The sequence below is a fragment of the Desulfoplanes sp. genome, assembly GCF_054921335.1.
Map to the genome: position 1 here is coordinate 1 of NZ_JBUDSQ010000029.1, position 19,831 is coordinate 19,831.

The 19,831-nt window shown below is 58.2% G+C and carries 21 protein-coding genes; 19 read left to right on the forward strand and 2 right to left on the reverse strand.

Going from position 1 to position 19,831, the window contains the following annotated elements:
* Nucleotides 1-209 precede the first annotated feature (209 nt).
* Entirely contained in the window at nt 210-569 is a 360-nt protein-coding gene (locus tag ACY692_RS08065; protein WP_462324842.1) for a DUF4870 family protein, read from the forward strand.
* Between the two features lie 96 nt (nt 570-665).
* Here the strand turns inward: ACY692_RS08065 and ACY692_RS08070 are convergent, their stop codons facing one another.
* Entirely contained in the window at nt 666-893 is a 228-nt protein-coding gene (locus ACY692_RS08070; protein WP_462324843.1) for a hypothetical protein, read from the reverse strand.
* Between the two features lie 40 nt (nt 894-933).
* Nucleotides 934-1,548 carry a DUF445 domain-containing protein gene (locus tag ACY692_RS08075; RefSeq protein ID WP_462324844.1) on the reverse strand — a complete coding sequence of 205 codons (615 nt, stop codon included), beginning with the start codon at nt 1,546-1,548 and terminating at the stop codon, nt 934-936.
* Between the two features lie 368 nt (nt 1,549-1,916).
* Here ACY692_RS08075 and lysS point away from each other — a divergent pair, with 368 nt between their 5' ends.
* From lysS to ACY692_RS08165, 18 genes are all read left to right on the forward strand, one after another.
* Nucleotides 1,917-3,434, forward strand: a complete 1,518-nt coding sequence (lysS, locus tag ACY692_RS08080) for a lysine--tRNA ligase (RefSeq protein ID WP_462324845.1) — start codon at nt 1,917-1,919, stop codon at nt 3,432-3,434.
* A gap of 61 nt (nt 3,435-3,495) precedes the next feature.
* A complete protein-coding gene (locus ACY692_RS08085; protein ID WP_462324846.1) occupies nt 3,496-4,725 on the forward strand; it encodes a lipoprotein-releasing ABC transporter permease subunit in 1,230 nt (409 codons plus the stop codon).
* Complete coding sequence (locus ACY692_RS08090; protein WP_462324847.1) at nt 4,718-5,398, forward strand: ABC transporter ATP-binding protein; 681 nt, start codon at nt 4,718-4,720, stop codon at nt 5,396-5,398. The genes ACY692_RS08085 and ACY692_RS08090 overlap by 8 nt, the downstream gene beginning before the upstream one ends.
* Nucleotides 5,388-8,075, forward strand: coding sequence for an outer membrane protein assembly factor BamA (gene bamA, locus ACY692_RS08095; RefSeq protein WP_462324848.1), 2,688 nt, complete (start codon nt 5,388-5,390; stop codon nt 8,073-8,075). The genes ACY692_RS08090 and bamA overlap by 11 nt, the downstream gene beginning before the upstream one ends.
* A 128-nt stretch (nt 8,076-8,203) precedes the next feature.
* Nucleotides 8,204-8,743 (forward strand): OmpH/Skp family outer membrane protein, encoded by a 540-nt coding sequence (locus tag ACY692_RS08100; RefSeq protein WP_462324849.1) that lies wholly within the window; start codon nt 8,204-8,206, stop codon nt 8,741-8,743.
* Nucleotides 8,743-9,795, forward strand: coding sequence for a UDP-3-O-(3-hydroxymyristoyl)glucosamine N-acyltransferase (gene lpxD, locus ACY692_RS08105; RefSeq protein ID WP_462324850.1), 1,053 nt, complete (start codon nt 8,743-8,745; stop codon nt 9,793-9,795). Before ACY692_RS08100 ends, lpxD begins: the two co-directional genes overlap by 1 nt.
* A gap of 39 nt (nt 9,796-9,834) precedes the next feature.
* Nucleotides 9,835-10,299, forward strand: a complete 465-nt coding sequence (fabZ, locus tag ACY692_RS08110) for a 3-hydroxyacyl-ACP dehydratase FabZ (RefSeq protein ID WP_462324851.1) — start codon at nt 9,835-9,837, stop codon at nt 10,297-10,299.
* A complete protein-coding gene (lpxA, locus tag ACY692_RS08115; RefSeq protein ID WP_462324852.1) occupies nt 10,299-11,084 on the forward strand; it encodes an acyl-ACP--UDP-N-acetylglucosamine O-acyltransferase in 786 nt (261 codons plus the stop codon). The genes fabZ and lpxA overlap by 1 nt, the downstream gene beginning before the upstream one ends.
* 153 nt (nt 11,085-11,237) lie before the next feature.
* Entirely contained in the window at nt 11,238-12,074 is an 837-nt protein-coding gene (locus ACY692_RS08120) for an LpxI family protein (protein ID WP_462324853.1), read from the forward strand.
* Nucleotides 12,075-12,133: 59 nt separating this feature from the next.
* Nucleotides 12,134-13,465 carry a MiaB/RimO family radical SAM methylthiotransferase gene (locus ACY692_RS08125; RefSeq protein WP_462324854.1) on the forward strand — a complete coding sequence of 444 codons (1,332 nt, stop codon included), beginning with the start codon at nt 12,134-12,136 and terminating at the stop codon, nt 13,463-13,465.
* Nucleotides 13,462-14,031, forward strand: a complete 570-nt coding sequence (locus ACY692_RS08130; protein WP_462324855.1) for a DUF4416 family protein — start codon at nt 13,462-13,464, stop codon at nt 14,029-14,031. Before ACY692_RS08125 ends, ACY692_RS08130 begins: the two co-directional genes overlap by 4 nt.
* Nucleotides 14,016-14,897, forward strand: a complete 882-nt coding sequence (locus tag ACY692_RS08135; RefSeq protein ID WP_462324856.1) for a YicC/YloC family endoribonuclease — start codon at nt 14,016-14,018, stop codon at nt 14,895-14,897. The genes ACY692_RS08130 and ACY692_RS08135 overlap by 16 nt, the downstream gene beginning before the upstream one ends.
* 27 nt (nt 14,898-14,924) lie before the next feature.
* Nucleotides 14,925-15,191 carry a DUF370 domain-containing protein gene (locus tag ACY692_RS08140; protein WP_462324857.1) on the forward strand — a complete coding sequence of 89 codons (267 nt, stop codon included), beginning with the start codon at nt 14,925-14,927 and terminating at the stop codon, nt 15,189-15,191.
* The gene (gene gmk, locus ACY692_RS08145) at nt 15,184-15,798 is read left to right on the forward strand and encodes a guanylate kinase (RefSeq protein WP_462324858.1); all 615 of its coding nucleotides are present in this window, start codon (nt 15,184-15,186) and stop codon (nt 15,796-15,798) included. The genes ACY692_RS08140 and gmk overlap by 8 nt, the downstream gene beginning before the upstream one ends.
* Nucleotides 15,799-15,892: 94 nt before the next feature.
* Entirely contained in the window at nt 15,893-16,600 is a 708-nt protein-coding gene (gene pyrF / locus ACY692_RS08150) for an orotidine-5'-phosphate decarboxylase (protein ID WP_462324859.1), read from the forward strand.
* Nucleotides 16,597-17,421 (forward strand): tetratricopeptide repeat protein, encoded by an 825-nt coding sequence (locus ACY692_RS08155; RefSeq protein ID WP_462324860.1) that lies wholly within the window; start codon nt 16,597-16,599, stop codon nt 17,419-17,421. The genes pyrF and ACY692_RS08155 overlap by 4 nt, the downstream gene beginning before the upstream one ends.
* Nucleotides 17,422-17,486: 65 nt before the next feature.
* On the forward strand, nt 17,487-19,223 hold the full coding sequence (gene recJ / locus ACY692_RS08160; RefSeq protein WP_462324861.1) for a single-stranded-DNA-specific exonuclease RecJ: 1,737 nt from the start codon (nt 17,487-17,489) through the stop codon (nt 19,221-19,223).
* Between the two features lie 79 nt (nt 19,224-19,302).
* Nucleotides 19,303-19,689: a DUF3568 family protein gene (locus ACY692_RS08165; protein WP_462324862.1), complete on the forward strand. Its 387-nt coding sequence runs from the start codon at nt 19,303-19,305 to the stop codon at nt 19,687-19,689.
* Nucleotides 19,690-19,831: the final 142 nt, after the last annotated feature.

Here is a 19,831-nt window from a genome sequence, read left to right on the forward strand (position 1 = left end):
GAAGGGGCAACCACAAGGGGGTGCCCCTTCGCGCCGGCCGTTCAGGAACCAGGATTCCGGGGTGGGAACATACCAGCCTTCCGGCAACCACGGACCGAGGGGACCTGTATAGTCAAAAAGGCACCCGCCGCGTCACGCTTTACCCTCGATAAGAGAAGTAGTAGCTACCAACCATTCCCACCCACAGCTATGTACTACAGGAGCAACACATGCCCAAACGCCCCTTTCCGGTCACCCCGAGGTTCGACCCCACGGCCCAGAAAAAAATCCTCCAGTTCTGCTACATCATGTACGGTCTGGTCTTTCTCGCCGGAGTCACGGCCATCGTGGCCATTATCGTGGACTACATCAAACGCGACGACGCACGGGAAGACCCGGTCCTTGCCAGCCATTACCGCTGGCAGATCAGGACATTCTGGTTCGGGCTGTTATGGAGTTGTGTGGCCGCTCCCCTCGTCGTCCTCATGGGACTCGGAGTGGCTCTCGGACTGGTGGTGACCGTTTGGTACATCTACAGACTGGTCAAGGGGTGGATCCGGCTCATGGAATACCGGCCCATGTACGAATGATGTGCGTGCCAAGGGGCACGCAGAAAGGGCTGGAAGGGGGAGTCACCGTGCCCGGGCACGGTCTGACCGACGTAAGGGGTTCCGGCAAACGGGGGGTCATCTGTCACCCGTCGTGCCCGCCAACTCCCCTATCTTCCGGAGGGAGTTGCCCCGTTCCTGGGCAAGACGCTGCCATTTCTTTTTTTCCTTCTTGATCGCCTCCACGGTCTGCAACAGGTCCTGGATGGTATGGGCTGGGTACCCATACTTGGCGTACTTGCCCTTGCGCAATTCTTCGTCGTTACGCTGTTTAAGGGCACTCAACTGGCTGGCGTTCAGGATCATGGGTACAAGACATCCCCGGAAAAGATGGACCAAAAAAGCGTTATGCGCTTCCGCCTAACAGAAAAAAAAGTGACTGGAAAACCCCGATCACAAACCCCAGGACCGCTCCCACCAGTTCAATAAACCGGAACTCCTTGTTCATGATGGCAAAAAGGAGCAATTCGAGTTGGTCCATAGAAAATCCCTCGACCTTCTCCCGGACCAGCGTGGCCACATCAAAGCGGCTTTCCACCTCCTGGGCACCCTTCTCCAAAAATCCGGGCACGACCTCGTCCAATTGTTTGGCCAAGAGAGTCCGGACCTTTTCCATTGTCTCCTCGTTCAAAAACATCCCGACCATGGGATGGAGGGTGACAAGCTTGTCCCGGACAAAGGACTCCACGCCGTCCTGGACCATTTCCTTGAAGATTGCCGCAAACTCGGGCGTGTTGATCACCGCGGAGACATCCTTTTCCGAGATGAGATTGTCCTGGATCATCATGGCCAGATTGGCGGCCAGGGCTTTTTGCCGTTTGGGAAAAATCCCCTGGATGGTCAGGGAGAATATTCTGATCGGCTTACGGGGGTGGAAAAGCATCTTCACGGCCAGATAATTGGTCAACCAGCCGATAAAGGCACACACAACGGGTGCAACGACAAACATCACCCAACTCATATACACCATCCTCTTTGTTCAAAAATGAAGGGGCGGGGAGTTTCGCTCCCGTTCCCACCGATAGCCGCTCTTTGGGACGCCGCGGGCACGGTCGATTTTTTTGCCGATGAATGCGGCAAAGTCAAGATAGTGGAGAGTGGATCATGGGCCACTTTTCTTGACGACCCATGTAATTTGCAATACGCAGTTCCTCTTGTGCTGCCATGGCTCCCCCCTTGAGACAATCACGGGCTCCCTCCATATTTTTATTGGATGGCCGCCAAGGCACCCAGCCCTGTCACGATATATCACCCCAGGCCCTTGAACCACGGCGCGACCGTGGCAAGCGGCTCTTTTTCATTGTACCCAGCCATCACGGAGAATGAGCGTTGAGCAAGAATACCACTGCCGCTCCCAACGAAAACCAGGTCCTTCGCCACCGCAAGGAAAAAGCCGCGTTCCTCGAGGAAGCGGGCGTACCCCTGTATTCAAATACCTTTAGAAGGAAAAATCGGGTTAGCGAAATACTTGAACAATACACCAGTGTGGAGGAAGAGGATATCCTGGAGAAAGCGGGCACGGATTTTTCCGTGGCCGGCCGGATCATCAGCCTACGGTCCTTTGGAAAAATCACCTTCCTCCACCTGGCGGACCGTTCCGGTTCCATCCAGATATGCGCCCAACGCGATACCCTAGGCACTGAAAATTACAAGATTTTCAAAAAATTCGATATCGGAGATATCATCGGTGCCAAGGGCGGACTTTTCAGGACCAGGACGGGTGAATTGACCATCAAGGCCGAAGCCATCACCCTGATAACCAAGTCCATGCGCCCCCTCCCGGAAAAATTCCACGGCCTCAAGGATGTCGAGACCAGATACAGACAGCGGTATGTCGATCTCATCGTCAACCCAAAGGCCAAGGACATCTTCATGAAACGGACGGCCATCGTCCGTTCCTTGCGCAACTTTTTCGACAACCGGGGATTCATGGAGGTCGAAACGCCGATGATGCAGGCCATCCCGGGCGGGGCCACGGCCAAACCCTTTGAGACCTTCCACAATGCCCTGGATATGAAGCTGTTCATGCGCATCGCTCCGGAGCTGTATCTCAAACGGCTCCTGGTCGGTGGGTTCGAAAAGGTATACGAGATCAACCGCAATTTCCGCAACGAAGGCATAGATACCCAGCACAACCCGGAATTCACCATGATCGAATTCTACTGGGCGTATGCCGATTTCCACGATCTCATGGACCTGACCGAAGAACTCTTCCAAACCCTGGCCCTGGAGGTCACCGGGGATACCACGGTAAAATACCAGGGGACCCCTATCGAACTGGGAAAACCCTGGACCAGAATGACTTTTTTTGACTCTCTGGAACAGATCGGGGGGCTGCGCCCCGAACAGTACCAGGATTACGAAACGGCCAAAAAACTGGTCAAAAAACTGGGAGAAAATGCCGAAATCGGGGAAAAACTCGGCAAACTCCAGGCCAAGCTGTTCGACATACTCGTGGAACCCAAATTGATCCAGCCCCATTTCATCTACCACTATCCCACGGAGATCTCTCCGCTGGCCCGGCGTAACGAAGAAGACCCGTCGATCACCGACCGCTACGAACTGTTCATCACCGGTCACGAAATGGCCAACGCCTTTTCCGAACTGAACAATCCCTTTGACCAGCGGGATCGGTTCGCCGAACAGGTCAAGGAAAAGGAGGCCGGTGACGACGAGGCCCACAGAATGGACGAGGATTATGTCCGGGCCCTCGAATACGGCATGCCCTCGGCCGCCGGCCAGGGCATAGGGATCGACCGGTTGGTCATGTTGCTCACGGATTCCTCCTCCATCAGAGAGGTCATCTTGTTCCCATTGTTACGCCCCGAGGTCGCAGGAAAGGAGTAGCCGCGAGTTTTGTCCCGCATCCCACTCCCTGCGGACAAAACCCCGACACAAACACGTATCTATGCGCTTTGAACTGTCCATAGCCCTGCGCTACCTCATCGCCAAACGGCAACAGGCCTTCATCTCGGTCATCTCCCTCATATCGGTTATGGGGGTCGGCCTGGGCGTGGCCGCGTTGATCATCGTCCTCGGAGTGATGACCGGTTTCAGCGAAAATCTGCGGGACAAGATCCTGGGGATCAACGCCCATGTCATTGTAGGGAGTCTGGAAAAAGGGTTTTCAGGCTATGACCAATTGGTGGAAAAGGCCAAAGGGGTTCCCGGGGTCAAAAGCGCCACCCCGTTCATTTACAGCGAGGTTATTTTGAGCTCCCCCGGGGGGGCCAAAGGGGCCGTGCTCAGAGGGATCGATCCCGTATCGGCCGGTTCCGTCCTGAGTATCGGCAAGGACCTGCAACAGGGAGACATCGGGGCTCTGGGAACACCAAAAGGATTCCCCGGGGTGATCCTTGGCAAGGAACTCGCCAAGGGGCTCGGCCTGACCATGGGCAGCAGGGTGAACATCATGTCCCCGGCGGGCAAAAAAACATCTGCCGGCTTCAGCCCCAAGATCATGACCTTCCAGGTCTGCGGCGTCTTCGCCACCGAAGTCTTTGAATACGATTCCTCTCTTGCCTACGTGTCCATTCCCGCGGCCCAGCAACTGTTGGGTATGAACGAGGATCTTGCCACCGGCATCGAACTCAAGGTGTACGACGTCTATGGAGTACAGGAGCTGAGCAAAACGGTTCTCGAAGCCCTCGGCGGATTTCCTTTGTACGTGCGCAATTGGATCGAGATGAACAAGAACCTCTTTTCCGCGCTCCAACTGGAAAAGACGGCCATGGGCATCATCTTGATCATGATTGTCCTGGTCGGTTCCTTCAGCATCGTGACCACATTGATCATGATGGTCATGGAAAAGACCCGGGACATCGCGGTGCTCATGTCCCTTGGTGCGACAAAAAAGAATATCCGCAACATCTTCATCCTCCAGGGGACGATCATCGGGTGCATCGGCACGGCCCTGGGATACATCCTCGGGATCGGGATCAGTCTGTTGCTCCAAAAATACCAATTCATCAAACTCCCAGCCGATGTGTATTATCTGGACCATATCCCCATCCGGCTCGAATGGCTGGACATGACCCTCATCGGGCTGGCAGCCATGCTCCTTTGTTTTCTGGCCACCATCTACCCGGCCCGTCAGGCCGCCCGCATGGAACCCGCCGAGGCCTTGCGTTATGAATAGCCCCCTCTATGAACTCCGGTCGATCGGAAAGACCTACCAGGGACCCGGGGAGGCACTGCAGATCTTGAGCGGGATCGATCTGACGATCCGGGCGGGCGAGTCCCTGGCCATCCTCGGGGCATCCGGCTCGGGCAAGAGTACCCTTCTGCATTTGCTGGGGACCCTTGACGCACCAAGTTGCGGAGAACTCCTTTTCGAAGGCCGCCCCCTCGCGGATCTGGATGAACAGGCCAGGGCCGGGATCCGCAACACAAAAATCGGGTTCGTCTTCCAGTTCCACCATCTTCTACCGGAATTCAACACCCTGGAAAACGTGGCCATGCCCGGTCGCATCGCAGGACAATCCCGCGGGGACGCACAGCAATCGGCCAAACGGGCCCTTGAACTCGTGGGCCTTGCGGACCGGATGGAACACAAGGTGACGACCCTTTCCGGCGGAGAACGCCAACGCACCAGCATCGCGCGGGCCCTGCTCATGGAACCCCAGGTCATCCTTGCCGACGAACCCACGGGCAACCTGGATGAGAAGACAGCCGGCTCGGTGGTTTCACTATTACTCGATCTCAACCAACGTCTAGGAACGACACTTGTCGTGGTCACGCACAACACCGGTCTTGCCCAGCGCCTGGACCGCCAACTGGTTTTACGTTCCGGAGAACTCTATGAACAATAGATGCATCGCCCTGCTACTCCTGTATACCACGAGCATTCTTCTGGCCATGGGAACGGTCCTGGCCCCCGATGTTCAGGCCCAAAAAACGGTCAACATCGCGGTCCTGCCCTTCCAGATCAACGCCTCGCCGGAACTGGCCTATCTCAACGAGAGCTTGCCGGAAATGCTGGGGCAAAAGCTCCAGGAATCGTCCATCAAAACAGTGGATCCGGAACGACTCGACCGGATCATCCAGGACCAGGACATCACGGAACTCGACCTGCAAACGGCACGGGATCTGGCCCTTTTGAGTAACGCCCAGTACGCCGTCTACGGCAGCTTCAGCCAGGTCGGGGAGAGTCTCAGCCTGGATGTCCGTCTGGTCGAGGCCTTTGGACTCAAGGAACCCAAGGCCCTTTTCGTGGTCAAAGAAGGGTTGATCAACCTCCTGCCGGCCATTGACGAACTCGCCGAAAAAATCGGCCAGGAACTCATGAGCCAGGAAAAAATCAGCGCCATCAAGGTCAAAGGGACCCATATCCTGGAAAAGGATGTCGTCTTGATGCGGCTGCATATCCAAAAAGGGGACATCTATGATCCCAAGGAGATCAACCAGGAGATCAAACGCCTCTTTGATCTGGGCTATTTCAATGATGTCCGGGTCTCCACCGAGGACACCATCGACGGCAAGGAGGTCATCTTTGAGGTCGAGGAAAAGCCGCTCATCCAGGCCATCGGGGTGGTGGGTGCCGAAGAGTTGGACGAGGACGATATCATCGAGGTCATGAGCAGCAAGACCGGTTCCGTCCTCAACCCCAAGGTTCTCGTCGAGGATATGGACAAGATCCGGGATCTGTACCGCAAAAAAGGATACTACAACGCCAAGGTGAGTTACAACCTGGAGTCCTCGGAACAGGGGCGGGCCCGCTTGAACATCACCATCGAGGAAGGCAAGGAGTTGTATATCGAAGGGATAACCATCGAGGGGGCCAAACAGCTCGATCCCGACGACATCGAGGACGAATTGGCTCTTTCCACCAGGGGAATGTTTTCCTGGCTCACGGGAACCGGCGTCCTCAAGGAGGAACTCCTGGACCGAGACGCCGCCGCCATCGAGGCGTACTACGGCAACAGAGGATTCATGGATGCCAAGGTGGGCCAGCCCGAGGTCGACTACAGGAAGGACGGCATCTACATCACCTTCAAGATCAGGGAGGGCGAACGGTACCGGGTGGGCAAGGTGACCTTTTCCGGCGACCTCATCGTGGACAAGGCCACCCTGTTCAAGATCTGCCGTCTGGATGACCTGAGCAACGAAGAGGACGGGTATTTCGACCGTTCCAAGCTGCGGGCCGACATCCAGAATCTGGCCGATTACTATACAAATTACGGGTACGCCTATGCCGAGGCCAATGCCGACCTGAAGCGCAACGGAGAGGACCTGACCTTTGACGTCAACTACGTGATCACCAAGGGGAAAAAGGTCTATATCCGCCGGGTCAAAATCCAGGGAAATACCAAGACACGTGACAACGTCATCCGCCGAGAGATGCGGTTGACCGACGGGAACCTCTTCAGCGGGGCCAAACTCAACCGGTCCAACGTGCGCTTGACCAAGCTCGACTATTTCGAAACCGTGGCCATCGAGACCGTGCCCACCCGCCAGGACGACCAAATGGATCTGGTGGTCAAGGTCAAGGAGAAGTCCACAGGAATGATCAGCGCCGGAGCGGGGTACTCCACCCTGGACAAGCTCTTTTTCACCGCCTCCATCCAGGAACGCAACCTGTTCGGCAAGGGGTATAACACCTCGTTCTCCGGGAGTTTCGGGGCCACGACCACCCGCTACGACGTGACCTTCTGGAACCCGCACTACCAGGACTCCAAACTCGGACTCGGTGCCCAGGCGTATATCAAGGATGTGGATTACGATGATTACGACAAAAAGGCCATTGGCGGCAAGGCGCTGTTCGGATACCCCCTTGGTGAGTACACGAGACTGAACTGGAACTACCGGCTGGAACGGTACCGTATCTCCGACCTGGATGCGTCCGAGTTCGACCACGACGAGATCGAGCAGGGAACCTTCTGGGCCAGTTCCGCCTATGTGGGCGTGACCCGGGACACCACGAACCGACGGATCAACCCGACCCGGGGAACCAAGAACACCCTGTCCATGGAGTACTCCGGCGGATTGCTCCAGGGTGACGACGAATTCATCAAATATATCGGTGACAGCAGCTGGTACCACCCCCTGTTCTGGAGCACGGTCTTCCACTGGCACGGCCAGGCGGGCTATCTCATGAAAAACGGGAATGATGAGATCCCTCTGTTCGAGCGGTTCTATCTCGGGGGGATCAACTCCGTGCGCGGCTACAAGGGCCGGGACATCGCCCCGCGCTACGACGACGGCAGCGGCGACAAGAAGGGAGGAACCTCGGAGTTCTTCACCAATTTCGAGTATATCTTCCCCATCAACAAGGAAATCGGCATCCTCGGGGTGGCCTTTTTCGATGCCGGTAATGTCTGGGATGACGACGAAACCATTGACATGGATCTGTATAAATCCGTTGGCGCCGGTATCCGTTGGTACTCCCCCCTGGGCCCACTGCGGCTGGAATACGGCTACGGTCTTGACGATGACGACGAAGTTTCCGGTGGCGGCCGGGTCGAGTTCTCCGTGGGCCAGTTTTTCTAGTCCACAGCACCCCGTGGCCGCATACCGCACGGGGGGACGGATACGTGCACGCCGGTCCCCTTATTCGATGTGGTCTGGACGAACACCCGTCCAGCCACCCCCACCCAGTTTATACAAAGGAGAAATCAATGCGTAGAACCATCATCCTTACATGTGTTATGCTGCTGTTCACGGTTTCCGCCCTGGCGGCCGGCCCGAAAATCGGGATAGTCAACATGCAGAAGATCATTGCCAAGTCCGAACCCGGACAGAATGCCATGAAGACCCTCCAGGAAGAATTCAAGGACGACAAGGCAAGGATGGAAAAGCAGAAGCAGGCTATCCAGACTCTCCGCCAGCAACTCCAGAAACAGAATCTCGTGCTCAGCCAGGATGCCAAGGAAGACAAAGAACTGGCCTACAAGCGCAAGGTCAGAGATTTCCAGGATATGTACCGGAGCTTGGAGCGGAGGATCAAACAGTCCGAGAAAAAATTGAGCCAGCCGGTGATCCAGTTGATCGTCGAGGTCATCACCAAACACGGCAAGAAGAATGGGTACACGGCCATTACCGATGCCCAGGCGAGCGGTCTCATCTATGCCGATGAAAAGGCCGACCTGACCGATACGATCATGGTCGAAGTCAACCGGACATGGCGGGCCAAGAACAAGGAACAAGGAACAAAATAATGCTGCTCTCGGATATCGCCGACCGTTTCGGCCTGACCCTTGAGGGGGAGGATGGCGAGGTAACAGGGGTGAATACCCTCTCCGACGCCGGCCCCCAGGACGTCAGTTTCCTGGCCAATCCCAAATATGTCGATCAGCTCAGCGGGTCAAAGGCGGCGGCGATAATCACCGATCAAGCACATGCGGACCTGGTCCCAGCAACGGCCCTGGTGAGTACTCAACCCTATCTGGATTTCGCCCGGCTCGTTCAGATCATTGCCAAACCCCTGGGCCGGTTTTCCGGACAGAGCGACCAGGCATTTGTCCATCCCACGGCCTCGGTGCACCCTTCCGTGGAGATCGCCCCATTCGTGTATATCGGAGAAGGGGCGAGAATAGACCAGGGAACCCGGCTCTTCCCCCATGTCCATGTCGGGGATGACTGCGTTATCGGCAAGGATTGCACGGTCTACCCACGGGTCACCCTCATGGACGGGACGAGGCTTGGGAACAAGGTCATCCTCCATGCCGGGGTCGTCCTCGGCAGCGACGGTTTCGGATTTGCCCAGGCCGGACAGGGATTGGAAAAATTCCCCCAGATCGGCAGGGTGGTCATCGAGGACCGGGTGGAGATCGGGGCCAATAGCACGGTTGACCGGGCCGCCCTCGGAGAGACCAGGATCGGCAAAGGGACAAAGATCGACAACCTTGTCCAGATCGGTCACAATGTCCACATTGGTGAAAACTCCATCATCGTCGCCCAGGTAGGGATCGCCGGGAGCACCACCCTGGGCAAGGGAGTCGTCCTGGCCGGACAGGTCGGTGTCGCCGGCCATCTGACCATCGGCGATGGCGCACGTGTCGCCGCCAAGGGGGGCATCCACACCTCGGTCCCCCCAAAGACCGACCTGGGCGGGGGACTGCCGTCCATGGAGTACAAAAAATACCTGAAAACGGCGGTATCCATCCCCAAACTTCCAGAATTGTCCAAGCGTCTCAGACGGATGGAAAAAGAAATCGCCCGGCTACGGGAAGAACGCGGTCCGGACGGACAGTACCCCGAGTATCCCTGATTTTTCCCCACCATAGCAACCAGTTACCCTGAAGGTACCATGAAAAAACCAGAACATGGTGAAATCGTGAGCAAGGACATCCTGGACCTTTTACCCCACAGGTACCCCTTTCTCCTGGTGGACCGGGTCCTCGATTTCGCTCCCCTGGACCACATCAAGGCGATCAAGGGGGTCACTCTCAACGAGCCCTTTTTCCAGGGACACTTCCCCGCCTATCCGGTCATGCCCGGAGTCCTCATCCTCGAGGCCCTGGCCCAGACCGGCGGTATCCTCGTGGTCAAATCCATTCCCGATCAGATGCAGGACAAAATTTTCCTGTTCACCGGGATCGAAAAAGTCCGCTTCAGACAATCCGTGTTCCCCGGAGATCTGCTCGAGCTCGAGGTCACCTATCTCAAGCACAAGCTCAATCTGTGGAAGATCAAGGGGGTTGCCAAGGTTGGCGGCAAAAAAGTGGCCGAAGGGTTGCTCACGGCCGCGGTTGTCGACAGGGAGGACGGCTAGTGGCTACCGAGATCCATCCTTCAGCCATTGTCGCCGACGGGGCCGAGATCGGCCAGGACGTGACCATCGGTCCATTCGCTATCGTGGAAGAGGATACCCGCGTCGGTGACCGGTGCGTCATAGAAAGTTCGGCGCATATCAAAAAACTGACCACCCTTGGCCGGGAATGCCAGGTCCACTCCTTTGCCAGCATCGGTGGGCCTCCCCAGGACCTCAAATACCATGGGGAACGGACCCGTCTCGAACTGGGTGACCGGATAACCATCCGGGAATTCGTGACCATCAACCGCGGGACGGTGGACGGGGGCGGGACCACCCGGGTCGGTTCGGACTGTTTTATCATGGCCTATTGCCACGTCGCCCACGATTGCCAGCTCGAGGACCACGTGATCATGTCCAACGGGGCAACACTGGCCGGCCATGTGGAAATTGCCCCCCATGCGATCATTGGAGGCCTCTCGGCCGTACACCAATTCGTGCGTATCGGCACCCATGCGTTCATCGGCGGCAAGACCGGAGTGGCCCAGGACATCCCCCCCTACATGATGGCCGTTGGCGACCGGGCCCGGCTCAGGGGACCGAACCTCATAGGACTCAAGCGGGCCGGATTCACCCCCGAAGAGCTCAAGGCCATCAAGCAGGCCTACAAAACTATCTGGCGGACCAAGGGGAATCTCAAGGGGGCATGCAAGCAGGTCATGGCGGCGTATGGGGAAATCGAACGGGTCGCCCACCTGGTTGACTTCATCAGGACTTCCCAGCGCGGCGTGACCACTGCCGCCTGATCCCACATACTTTTCGCGCACCGCAGGGATTTTTTTCAGCATGACCGTCAGATCCCGCACACCGCAGGCTTCTGTCCACGGGTCATACCATTTTCCCCAACCAGCAGGGGCCGGCTCGGCCCGGTTGGACCACCCCTTTGCGACAAAACACCCATGACCAGACCCTCTCCCCGACTCGGACTCATCGCCGGAGGCGGAACCTTCCCGGCCATTGTGGCCACGAATGCCCACAAGCAGGGCTACACGGTCATCGGCGTCGGCTTCACCAACGACACCAGCCAGGAGACGGCATCGGCCACCCACCGCTTTGCCTGGCTCCGCCTGGGCCGGCTCGGCGCGCTGATCAAGTTCTTTAGACGGGAAAAGGTCTCCCAGGTTGTCTTTGCCGGCCCCATCAACAAACCGCGGGCCCTGGATATCCGTCCCGACTTCAGGGCCGCGCGCGTGCTTTTTTCCCTGGTCCGCAAAAGCGATGATTCCCTGCTACGGGCCATTGCCAAGGAATTTGAGAAAGAGGGCATGGAGGTGGTATCAGCCACCCGGTTCGTTCCCGAACTGGCCACTCCCCGGGGTGTCTTGACCCGCCGCCCCCCGAGCAGACAGGAAACCCGGGACATCCTCTACGGCCTGCCTGTGGCCCGCACACTGGGCCATCTGGATATCGGCCAATGCATCGTTGTCCGCGAACAGATGACCATCGCAGTGGAGGGCATCGAGGGGACCAACGCGACCATCCTCAGGGCCGGCACCCTGGCCGGGAAAGGGGGCGTGGTCATCAAGGTTTTCAAGCCCGGTCAGGACGCCCGTATCGATCTACCGGCCATCGGGCCGGAAACCATCCAGGCCATGGTCACCGCCCAGGCGACCTGTTTGTCCGTCGACGCCAAGAACAGTCTGTTGTTCTCCCCCCAGGAGACCCTAGCCCTGGCTGATCGCCACGGGATAACCATCCTGGGCATGGACGACAGTTTACTCGAAGAAATTTCCTGAAACGTACCCACTCCGTTCCTGTCCCTACAGGCCACTCCCACCCCCCCCCCCACATCGCCATGAACACAGACCGCAGTTCCTTTTACATCCTCACCCAGGGTTGCAAGGTCAACCAGTACGAATCCCAGGCCATCCGCGAGGCATGGACCAGCCGTGGCATGCACGAAAAGAACGGACCGGAAGGTGCGGGTATCATCCTCATCAATACCTGTGCGGTCACGGAACGGGCCGTCTCGGACCTCAAACGGCATGTGCGCAAGCTGCACCGGTCCCATCCGGGGGCATCCTTGCTCATCGCCGGCTGCGCCGTCCAGGCGTTCCCTGAACTGGCAACACTCGACGGGGTCGGGCTGGCGGTTTCCCAGGAAAAAAAGCACCTGCTGACCGGCTATCCTACAGAGGAACAGTCCGCGACGCCTCGAACGGTGCACGACAATCCGATCTATCCCGATCTGCGTATCAGCGGGTACAAGCGGTCCAGGGGAGTGGTCAAAATCCAGGACGGTTGCTCGCATGGATGCACCTATTGCATCATTCCGACAACCCGAGGCAGATCGGTGAGCCGTGATCCCCAGGCCGTCCTCGAGGAGATCGAGCGGCTGTTCGAGACCGGAGTGCACGAGATCTCCCTGTGCGGGATCAACCTACGCCATTTCGGCCGCGATCTCGTCCCACGGACCGATCTATGGGAGCTCCTCGAGCGTATCGAAAAACACCTCGGATCCAGGTGGCGGAACAGGGCCCGGATCCGGTTGAGTTCTCTGGAACCCTCGGAATTGACGGAAAGAGGACTGCACGCCCTTGGTACATCCTCCCTGGTCTGTCCGCACCTACATATCTCTCTGCAAAGCGGGAGTGGCCATATTCTCCGCCGCATGGGCCGGGGGCACTACTCCCCGAACATGGTCATCGACTTTGTGGACCGGCTAAAAAAGATATGGCCCGTCTTTGCCCTCGGGGCGGATATCATCACCGGCTTTCCCGGGGAAGGGCCTGACCACTTCCAGGAGACCCTGGAGTGCATCCGGGAAATGGATCTGACCTATGGGCATATCTTTCCCTATTCAAAACGGCCGGGAACCCCGGCGGCCTCATTCGGGGACCAGGTCCCCCATCAACAACGGACCGAACGGGCGGCCCGGATCCGGGATATCATCTCGGCCAAGAGACGGGATTTCATCCGCTCCCTGACCCCGGACACCCGGATCGAGACCATCTTCGAGGACGGCATAAAGGGAATGAGCCAATTCTATATTCCGTGCATCCTACGACAGCCCGGTCTCGTTCCCACGCACGACCGGACTATCCACAACGTCATCCCCACCGGACAAAGCGAGCGGGGACTCCTTGTCGATCTGGCCGGCAAACATGGTATGGGAGAGACCCCTTGAGCACCCCCGCCTCCCCCTTACCGGCCAAACCGGTCCTTTCGATCCTGAGCGCCCACTGGGATACATTCTGGGACGAACTCGCACCGGTCCTGGAAAAACGTTTGTCCCCCATGGACCATGTCTCAGAACCGATCCCATTCACCCAGACCACCTACTACGATGCGGAACTCGGCACCCCCATCTTCCGGCGCCTGGTCAGTTTCGAACGCCCCATCCCCATGGACGGACTCCCCGGCATCAAACTCTGGACCAACGGGCTTGAAACCGATTGGGCCGCCCCGGCCAACAAACGCCTGTTCAACCTCGATCCGGGCTATCTGAACCAGGAACGGCTGGTCCTGGCCACGGGAAAAAATTTCACCCACCGTATCTATCTACACTCCGGTATCTGGGCAGACCTGACCCTGATCTACCAGCGGGGAAAATGGACCGATCTCCCATGGACCTTTCCAGACTATGCCACGGAAGAAATCAAGGACCATTTGACCAGGATACGGACAATTTATACACAAACCCTGCGGACGCAACGACAAACCAAGGAAACGAACAAATGCCAAAAAGCATGACCGGATACGGTTCATCCCAGATCCAGAAGGAACGCTGGTCCATCAATTGGGAGATAAAGAGCGTCAACGGCAAGCACCTCGATCTCAAGTGGAAAATCCCCCAAACAATGTATGGTTCGGTCGCTGGATGGGAAAGGACCGTCCGTGATCACGTTTCGCGCGGCCGGGTTGAGCTCTTCCTGAAGATCCAGATCACCGACCCGGATCTTCTCGGCCTGGAGCTGGACACGACCATGCTCGACGCCATGGTCGCCCAACTCGACCAGGTGGCCCAACGCCATGGCCACGTTTTTGAACCGGATTACAATAGTTTCATGACCATGCCCTCGCTGTGGAAAGACTCCAAGAGCGATCCCGACCCCGGGTTCACCTCGGATGTCCTCGCCGGCCTCGTGGCCGCCCTCGGGGAGTGGAACGCTTGCCGACAACAGGAAGGAAAGGCCCTGCTCGTGGATCTCGGCGACCGGATGGAGGTGCTCGGATCCATCGTCCAGGAGATCCGGGACGCCGCGGAAGACATCGTGGGGGAGCGGTTCACCATACTCCGGGAACGCGTCAACCAACTTTTGGAGGGGATCCATGACGGGGTTGACGAGGCCCGCATGCTCCAGGAGCTGGCCATCCTCTCGGACAAACTGGATGTGAGCGAAGAGCTGACCCGGCTCGATGCCCACCTGACGGCCATATCCAAGGTTCTTGGCGCGGGAGGGGAAATGGGCAGGAAACTCGACTTTCTCCTGCAGGAGTGTTTCAGAGAGATCAACACCTGCGGGAACAAGGTCCAAAAGCATGAGATAGGGTCCAGGACCGTGGCCTTCAAGGCGGAGTTGGAAAAATGCCGTGAACAGGTCCAGAACCTGGAATAGGACGGTCTCTCCGACAAAGGAGCTACAATGAAACACCAGCAACTTCTCAATATCGGATTCGGCAACTTCGTGGTCAACTCACGGGTCGTGGCCATCGTCAACCCGACCTCCTCCCCCATGCGCAGACTCCGGGAGGACTCGCGCAAGGATGGACGGCTCATCGATGCCACCCAGGGACGCAAGACGCGGTCGATCATCGTGACCGATTCCAACCACTGCGTACTCTCGTCCATCCAGGCGGAGACCATAGCCCAACGGTTCGCAACCAACAACGAGGACGAGCAGGATGATTGAGCGCTCCGGTGTCCCCTTGGTCATAAGCGCCCCTTCAGGAACCGGTAAATCCACCCTGATCGCCAGACTGCACCGGGAGTTTCCCGCGTTCACCTTCTCCGTGTCATGCACCACACGCGCGCCACGGGACGGGGAAGTCGACGGCAAGGACTACCACTTCATCGACAAAGAGGAATTTCTGCGCCGCCGGGACAACCATTTCTTTGCCGAATGGGCCGAGGTGCACGGCAATTACTACGGAACCTCCCTCCAGGCGACCAGGGAAATCCTCGCCCGGGGACAGGACATCATCTTTGACATCGATGTCCAGGGGGCCAAACAGATCCGATCAACCCTTCCCCAGAGCAGCTCCGTGTTTCTCTTCCCTCCCTCGTTGTCCGCCCTCCAAGAAAGGCTGGTCGCCCGGGGCACGGATACGCATCCGGTCATTGCAAAACGGTTGGCCAACGCACGCCGGGAGATCGATGCGAGCGATCTTTTTGAGTTCTGGATCATCAACAACGATCTGGACACTGCCTACGGAGAATTGCGCGCGGTATACATGGCTTCCCGCGCAAGGGCCGTCCATAATGCGGGCCTCAAGGAAAAGATCCTGCTCGAGAAATGACCGCTCAGCCAGACCGTCCATATGCCCCAACATCCACCACCATGCGCCGTGTTGTCAGTTGGACGCGCAATCGGCCAAACCCCATTGCACAGACATGACCGCCAAAGACCTCATTGTCGCCCTTGATTTTCCCTCCCCCGAACCAGCCCTTTCCCTGGCCACGACCCTGGCAGGGCATGTCCGCTGGGTGAAGGTCGGGCTGGAGCTTTTCTGCCGCACCGGACCGGCCATCGTTGCCCGACTCAACGACCTGGGCTTTAAGGTATTTTTGGATCTCAAATTCATGGATATTCCCAATACGGTCAAGGGGGCGGTCGCCTCGGCCGCTGCGGCCGGTGCGGACATGCTGACCATCCATCTTATGGGCGGCGGGGACATGGCCGCTGCCGCGCTTGAGGGGGCGGCGGGAAACAACGGACGCCCCCCGGTGGTCATCGGGGTAACCGTCCTCACAAGCATGGGAACGAGGGATCTCGCCCCGGCCAATTTTTCCCGGGCGCCCATGGGGGAGATTGTCCAGTCCATGGCCCTGCAGGGATACGAATGGGGGCTTGACGGGATCGTCTGTTCCGGACAGGAAGTGGAAAGGGTCCGGGAGCGAATCCCACGCCCTTTTACCATCGTCACGCCCGGCATACGTCTGGACAAGCACGGCCCGGGTGACCAGAAACGGGTGACCACTCCTTCACAGGCCCTGAGTGCAGGAACGGACTATCTTGTCGTGGGCCGGCCGATCACCCGTTCGTCCCATCCGCTCCAAACGGCCCAACACTATTTACACGTACTCGAGGAAGACTCATGAATGCCGACTCCGTATCCAAGAAAGAACCACACCGCGAAAAAATCAAGGGGGTCTTTTCGAGCCAGAGCCTGAAACAGATCGGCACGGGCACCACGGCCCGCAAAGCATTGCAGAAAACCTACTGGTTTGCCGTGGAGGTGGAACAGGATGAGATCGAAATCCAGCCCCTGAACATCAACTATGTGCCCTCCGGGCCGAAACAACGTGTTCCCAAGGACGAGTTCCTGAACAAGTTTTCACCGGAGCCGGAATTCTATACCGCCACGGTCTATCCCAAGATACGTGAACTCACCAGGACCGTCGCCCGGGCCGACCGGCACCGCAAGAGTGGCGAGACCTTCAGCGCCGAATTTGAGTACGGCAACGCACTCAAGGTGGACGAGGAAAATATTCGGGCCAATTTCGGGCTGGGGCTCACCTACCTCGAGCGCGGGGAAAAAGACAAGGGCAACGACATCTTCGAGCGGCTGGTCAAACTCGATGCGGCATTTGAGGAGGAACACAAACACCTGTTCAACGATTTCGGGATCAATCTGCGCAAGAACGCCATGTTCGACCAGGCGGTCGAGTACTACCAGCGGGCCCTCACCTTGAGCACCAACGACGAGAACCTGCACTACAACATCGCCCGGGCCTATTTTGCCCAGAACAAACTTCCCGAAACCGTCGACCACCTCATCACCGCCCTCAAGCTCAACCGGTCCATGGACGAGGGGAAAAAATTCATCAAATACCTGGCCCAGAAAAATATCCTCACCCAGCCGCTCCACGAGAAAATCGTCAAGGAACTCCATGCGGAGATAGACGAAATCATCGCATAGCCGATACCCCCCCTGCAACAGTCTACGGCGGCCTGCTTGTCACAGGCCGCCTTTTTTACCGCCATATGCCCACACCGAACATCCCCCCCTCGACCCGCTTCAGATGCGAACCAACCCCCGGAGATTCCCAAGAGATCCGGGACCTGGCGGCACGCCTGGGCATCACGGAAACCACGGCCGGGGTCCTGCACCAGCGCGGCGTGCGTGACCCGGAAGCCATGGCCCGTTTTCTGGACCCGGGCCTCAGGTATCTTTCCCCCCTTGAGAACTGGCCCGGTTTGCTGCAAGGGGCCTCAATCCTTGCCGATTCCATCGCCAAGAAAGACAAGATCGCGGTCTGGGGGGACTATGATGTGGATGGGGTCACGGCCACGGCCGTTATTGTCGATTTCTTCAACCAAAAAAAGATCCCCATCCTTCCGGTCATTCCTTCCCGCTTCAAACAGGGATACGGGCTGGACAACACGACCATCACCGAACTTGCCGGGCAGGGGATCCGGCTCCTTGTGACCGTGGACTGCGGGATCAACGACCACGGAGCGGTGGACCACGCCCGGGCCCTGGGCATGGGCGTGGTCATCACCGACCACCACCTTCCCGGCGACACCCTTCCGGCGGCCAGGGCGATCATCAATCCCAAAACGGCCCCATGTCCATGTGCGGACCTGGCCGGTGTGGGGGTGGCCTTCTTGCTCATGGCCGCCCTGAACCAATACCTGCCCCCTCCCAAAGTGGACGTCCGCCCTCTCCTTGATCTGGTCGCCCTGGGGACCATCGCCGATGTGGTTCCCCTGACGGAGGAAAACCGCATTCTTGTTAAAAACGGCCTCCTTGTGCTCAAATCGAGCCAACGTTCGGGTATCCAGGCATTGAAAAAGGTTTGCGCCATCGCCCCCGAAACCTCTATCGGTTCGGGGGACGTGGGGTTCGGGCTGGGCCCGCGCATCAACGCCGCCGGTCGCCTCGCCTCGGCGGACCTGGCCCTCGACCTGCTCATGGCCGCAACCCCGGAACAAGCGACCCCCCTGGCCAACAAACTGAACAGACTCAATGCCGAACGGAAAAAAATCGAACACGGGATCGTCGATCAGGCCATGGCCCAATGCGGGGAAAACGGGAAGGCCATGGGCCATGTGGTTTTTGGTCCCGAGTGGCACCAGGGGGTTCTCGGCATCGCGGCCTCCCGGGTTACCGAACGTACCTACCGCCCAACGGTTCTTCTCGCCCGCGACGGTGATCTCCTCAAGGGATCGGGCAGGAGCGTTCCCGGGGTCCACCTTTACGAATGTTTGTATGAATGCCGGGATGTTCTTGAAAAATTCGGCGGACACCCCATGGCCGCCGGGCTCTCTCTCCACCCGGACAATCTCGGGACATTCACGGAACGGTTCAACCGGGCCGTCGCCGCCCGGTGCGGCTCTTCCAACCCCGAGCGCCCCCCCCTGGCTATCGACGGGGTCCTCCCATTTGACCGGATCACCCCTGTCCTCCTTTCCGAGTTGGAATCCCTACAGCCCTTTGGGGTGCAATGCCCGCGACCGGTCTTTATCTCCCCGCCGGTCACAATAACCGGGCACAAAATTTTCGGCCGCGGTGCACACCTGTCCGTCAATCTTCGGGATGAAAACGCCGGGATCACCCTGCGGGGCGTGGCCTGGAGACAGGCCGCAACCTTTGGCGACGCCATCCACCAGGGTGACAAGGTACGTGCGGCCTTTACCCCGAAAACGACCTCCTACCGCGGTCTGCTCGGCATAGAATTGACCATCACGGCCCTCTTCCCCTATGTCCAAGAGAGATAAACCGGACTATCCGTTTGGAACGATCCGTCACGCCCACCCGTCCACGATCGGGAACAATGTTTGGAAAGGAGAAAAAAACATGCGAACGATAACTGCCTGCCACCTGTTCACAACCCTGGCCCTTATCGCCTGTCTGAGCGGCTGCGCCGCCGTTGTTGTGGGAGGGGCCGGAGCCGCGGCCACGTACTCGTATATCGAGGGCAAGGTCTCCATTACCAGAAACATCAAGGTGAACACGGCCTACACGGCCGCCCTCGAGGCATGTGCAGACCTGGGGTTGACCGTTGAAAAGAGGTCCAAGAATCTCAGCAAGGCGACCGTTTCCGGCAAGGACACCGACCGCCCCTTCTGGATCTGGATCAGCGCTGAAGACAGTGTCCGGACCAAGATCTCCGTGCGGGTCGGTCTTCTCGGCGACCGCACGGCTTCCCAGCGCATCCAGAACACCATCGCCCGCCACCTGTGATCCCTCCCACGGATGCCGCCAATGCATCCGGCACCAGGTGTGCGATGGCCCCCCCATTCCTGCAAAGAGAACGTTTGCCCCACGCGTGGCCCACAAAAAATCCCCCTCTTGGTGCCAAGAGGGGGATTTTTTTATGGGATGC

What these genes read in the sequence shown, in the direction of transcription:
- ACY692_RS08065 (WP_462324842.1), top strand. Translation starts at nt 210, where the DNA reads ATGCCCAAACGCCCCTTTCCGGTCACCCCGAGGTTCGACCCCACGGCC.
- ACY692_RS08070 (WP_462324843.1), bottom strand. Translation starts at nt 893, where the DNA reads ATGATCCTGAACGCCAGCCAGTTGAGTGCCCTTAAACAGCGTAACGAC.
- ACY692_RS08075 (WP_462324844.1), bottom strand. Translation starts at nt 1,548, where the DNA reads ATGAGTTGGGTGATGTTTGTCGTTGCACCCGTTGTGTGTGCCTTTATC.
- ACY692_RS08085 (WP_462324846.1), top strand. Translation starts at nt 3,496, where the DNA reads ATGCGCTTTGAACTGTCCATAGCCCTGCGCTACCTCATCGCCAAACGG.
- ACY692_RS08090 (WP_462324847.1), top strand. Translation starts at nt 4,718, where the DNA reads ATGAATAGCCCCCTCTATGAACTCCGGTCGATCGGAAAGACCTACCAG.
- bamA (WP_462324848.1), top strand. Translation starts at nt 5,388, where the DNA reads ATGAACAATAGATGCATCGCCCTGCTACTCCTGTATACCACGAGCATT.
- ACY692_RS08100 (WP_462324849.1), top strand. Translation starts at nt 8,204, where the DNA reads ATGCGTAGAACCATCATCCTTACATGTGTTATGCTGCTGTTCACGGTT.
- lpxD (WP_462324850.1), top strand. Translation starts at nt 8,743, where the DNA reads ATGCTGCTCTCGGATATCGCCGACCGTTTCGGCCTGACCCTTGAGGGG.
- fabZ (WP_462324851.1), top strand. Translation starts at nt 9,835, where the DNA reads ATGAAAAAACCAGAACATGGTGAAATCGTGAGCAAGGACATCCTGGAC.
- ACY692_RS08120 (WP_462324853.1), top strand. Translation starts at nt 11,238, where the DNA reads ATGACCAGACCCTCTCCCCGACTCGGACTCATCGCCGGAGGCGGAACC.
- ACY692_RS08125 (WP_462324854.1), top strand. Translation starts at nt 12,134, where the DNA reads ATGAACACAGACCGCAGTTCCTTTTACATCCTCACCCAGGGTTGCAAG.
- ACY692_RS08135 (WP_462324856.1), top strand. Translation starts at nt 14,016, where the DNA reads ATGCCAAAAAGCATGACCGGATACGGTTCATCCCAGATCCAGAAGGAA.
- ACY692_RS08140 (WP_462324857.1), top strand. Translation starts at nt 14,925, where the DNA reads ATGAAACACCAGCAACTTCTCAATATCGGATTCGGCAACTTCGTGGTC.
- gmk (WP_462324858.1), top strand. Translation starts at nt 15,184, where the DNA reads ATGATTGAGCGCTCCGGTGTCCCCTTGGTCATAAGCGCCCCTTCAGGA.
- pyrF (WP_462324859.1), top strand. Translation starts at nt 15,893, where the DNA reads ATGACCGCCAAAGACCTCATTGTCGCCCTTGATTTTCCCTCCCCCGAA.
- ACY692_RS08155 (WP_462324860.1), top strand. Translation starts at nt 16,597, where the DNA reads ATGAATGCCGACTCCGTATCCAAGAAAGAACCACACCGCGAAAAAATC.
- recJ (WP_462324861.1), top strand. Translation starts at nt 17,487, where the DNA reads ATGCCCACACCGAACATCCCCCCCTCGACCCGCTTCAGATGCGAACCA.
- ACY692_RS08165 (WP_462324862.1), top strand. Translation starts at nt 19,303, where the DNA reads ATGCGAACGATAACTGCCTGCCACCTGTTCACAACCCTGGCCCTTATC.